General features: G+C 61.0%; 3 protein-coding genes. All 3 read right to left on the bottom strand.

Going from position 1 to position 2,206, the window contains the following annotated elements; genetic code table 11:
* Positions 1 to 170 precede the first annotated feature (170 nt).
* On the bottom strand, positions 171 to 443 hold the full coding sequence (locus tag AC4FAH_RS13035; RefSeq protein ID WP_043334560.1) for a DUF2160 domain-containing protein: 273 nt from the start codon (positions 441 to 443) through the stop codon (positions 171 to 173).
* 73 nt (positions 444 to 516) lie between these two features.
* Positions 517 to 1,317: a carbohydrate ABC transporter permease gene (locus AC4FAH_RS13030; RefSeq protein WP_043334505.1), complete on the bottom strand. Its 801-nt coding sequence runs from the start codon at positions 1,315 to 1,317 to the stop codon at positions 517 to 519.
* Positions 1,318 to 1,328: 11 nt separating this feature from the next.
* A complete protein-coding gene (locus tag AC4FAH_RS13025) occupies positions 1,329 to 2,198 on the bottom strand; it encodes a carbohydrate ABC transporter permease (RefSeq protein ID WP_043334509.1) in 870 nt (289 codons plus the stop codon).
* Between the last annotated feature and the right edge of the window lie 8 nt (positions 2,199 to 2,206).

Here is a 2,206-nt window from a genome sequence, read left to right as displayed (position 1 = left end):
CGAGATGACGACATGCAACGAGATTCCAGAGCGGCGAATGACACTGGCGGATGCCAGTCAGAACCGCTTGGGACTCCCCTCAGGCTGTCCGGTTCCGTGTTGCCACCGGGCGACGCTGCCTGTCGTCAGCGCTCTCTCCTCTTCACATCTCCCCGCATGTCATCCCCACTTCATCCCCACTTCATCAACACCAGCATCCAGACGACACACACGATGCTGATCATCCACAGCACCTGATCGGTAAAGCCCAACCACAGCAGATGCAGCCAGCCGCTGGAGAGCAGGCCGATGAACAGTCTGTCGCCCCGCGTGGTCGCGATGGGCAGAAATCCCTGCCGACTCAGCGTCGGGGTCACGAACTGCCAGGCGGTCATGCCCAGCAGCAGGGTGCCGATACCGGCAAAGAAGAGTGACGTGGGCAGTGTCCAGGCCATCCATTCCATCATCATGTCCTCTTGTGGGCCGCCAGCAGAGACTTGCTGACGGCAATGACAGCGGCGCTCGGCCTGGTGACGATCACACCCGGCCCAGGGCGAAGCCCTTGGCGACATGGTTGCGCACGAAGTAGATCACCAGAATGCCGGGAATCAGCGTCAGGGCACCGGCGGCGGCCAGCACGCCCCAGTCGATGCCCGAGGCCGAGACCGTTCGCGTCATCACCGCCGCTATCGGTTTCGCCTCCGTCGAGGTCAGGGTTCGCGCCAGCAACAGCTCCACCCACGAGAACATGAAGCAGAAGAAGGCGGTCACCCCGATTCCCGGGCGAATCATCGGAATGAACAGCGTCAGGAAGAAGCGCGGGAAGCTGTAGCCGTCGATATAGGCCGTCTCATCGATCTCCTTGGGTACGCCGGACATGAAGCCTTCCAGAATCCAGACCGCCAGCGGCACGTTGAACAGACAGTGCGCGAGTGCCACCGCCAGCGGGGTATCGAACAGCCCCACCGAGGAATAGAGCTGGAAGAACGGCAGCAGGAAGACCGCCGGCGGCGCCATGCGATTGGTCAGCAGCCAGAAGAACAGATGCTTGTCGCCCAGGAAGCGATAGCGCGAGAAGGCATAGGCCGCCGGCAGCGCCACCGCCAGCGAGATGAGCATGTTGAGCACCACGTAGCTCATCGAGTTGAGGTAGCCCATGTACCAGCTGGGGTCGGTGAAGATCACCCGATAGTTGTCGAAGGTGAAGTTCTCGGGCCACAGGGTCAGGCCGCCGAGAATCTCCTGATTCGACTTGAAGGACATGATCAGCAGCCAGTAGATCGGCACCAGCAGGAACAGCAGATAGATCGTCATTACCAGACGCTTGCGTGTGGTCATCACTCGTCTCCTCAGGCGTCGTCACTGTCCTGATGGGTCATGGCGGTATAGAACAGCCACGAGACCAGCAGGATGATGAGGAAGTAGATCAGCGAGAAGGCTGCGGCACGTCCGAGATCGAACTGGCCGATCGCCATCTGGGTCAAGGTCTGGGACAGGAAGGTGGTGGTGGTACCCGGCCCGCCACCGGTGAGCACGAAGGGCTCGGTGTAGATCATGAAGCTGTCCATGAAGCGCAACATGATGCCGATCAACAGCACGCTCTTGAGCTTGGGCAGCTGGATGTAGCGGAACACGGCCCAGGGCGAGGCACGGTCGATACGCGCGGCCTGGTAATAGACATCGGGAATGGCACGTAGCCCCGAATAGCACAGCAACGCCACCAGCGACGTCCAGTGCCAGACATCCATCACCAGCACCGTCACCCAGGCGTCAGCCGGATTGGAGGCGTAGTTGTAGTCGATGCCCAGCTGGCCCAGCGCCCAGCCGTAGAGACCGATGTCCTCACGACCGATGATCTGCCAGATGGTGCCGACCACATTCCAGGGGATCAGCAGCGGCAAGGCCAGCAGAATCATGCACAGCGAGACCATGAAGCCCTTGCGCGGCATCGAGAGCGCCACGGCGATCCCCAGCGGAATCTCGATGGCTAGCACCGCGAATGAATAGACGAACTGACGGATCAGCGAATCGTGCAGGCGCTCGTCACGCAGGATCTCGCGATACCACTCGGTGCCGACGAAGAAGCGCGTGGAGGGGTCGAAGATGTCCTGCACCGAGTAGTTGACCACCGTCATCATCGGGATGATGGCCGAGAATGCCACCACGATGACTACCGGCAGCACCAGCCACCAGGCGCGATTGTTGTGTGTGCGTTGCATCAGGCGTT

The organism is Cobetia sp., from assembly GCF_983723665.1.
Note: the sequence above shows the minus strand (reverse complement) of the source record. Positions and strands in the feature narration are given on the sequence as shown.

Bases quoted from the DNA above. Each gene is read 5' to 3' on its own strand.
- AC4FAH_RS13035 (WP_043334560.1), bottom strand. From the start codon at position 443: ATGGAATGGATGGCCTGGACACTGCCCACGTCACTCTTCTTTGCCGGT.
- AC4FAH_RS13030 (WP_043334505.1), bottom strand. From the start codon at position 1,317: ATGACCACACGCAAGCGTCTGGTAATGACGATCTATCTGCTGTTCCTG.
- AC4FAH_RS13025 (WP_043334509.1), bottom strand. From the start codon at position 2,198: ATGCAACGCACACACAACAATCGCGCCTGGTGGCTGGTGCTGCCGGTA.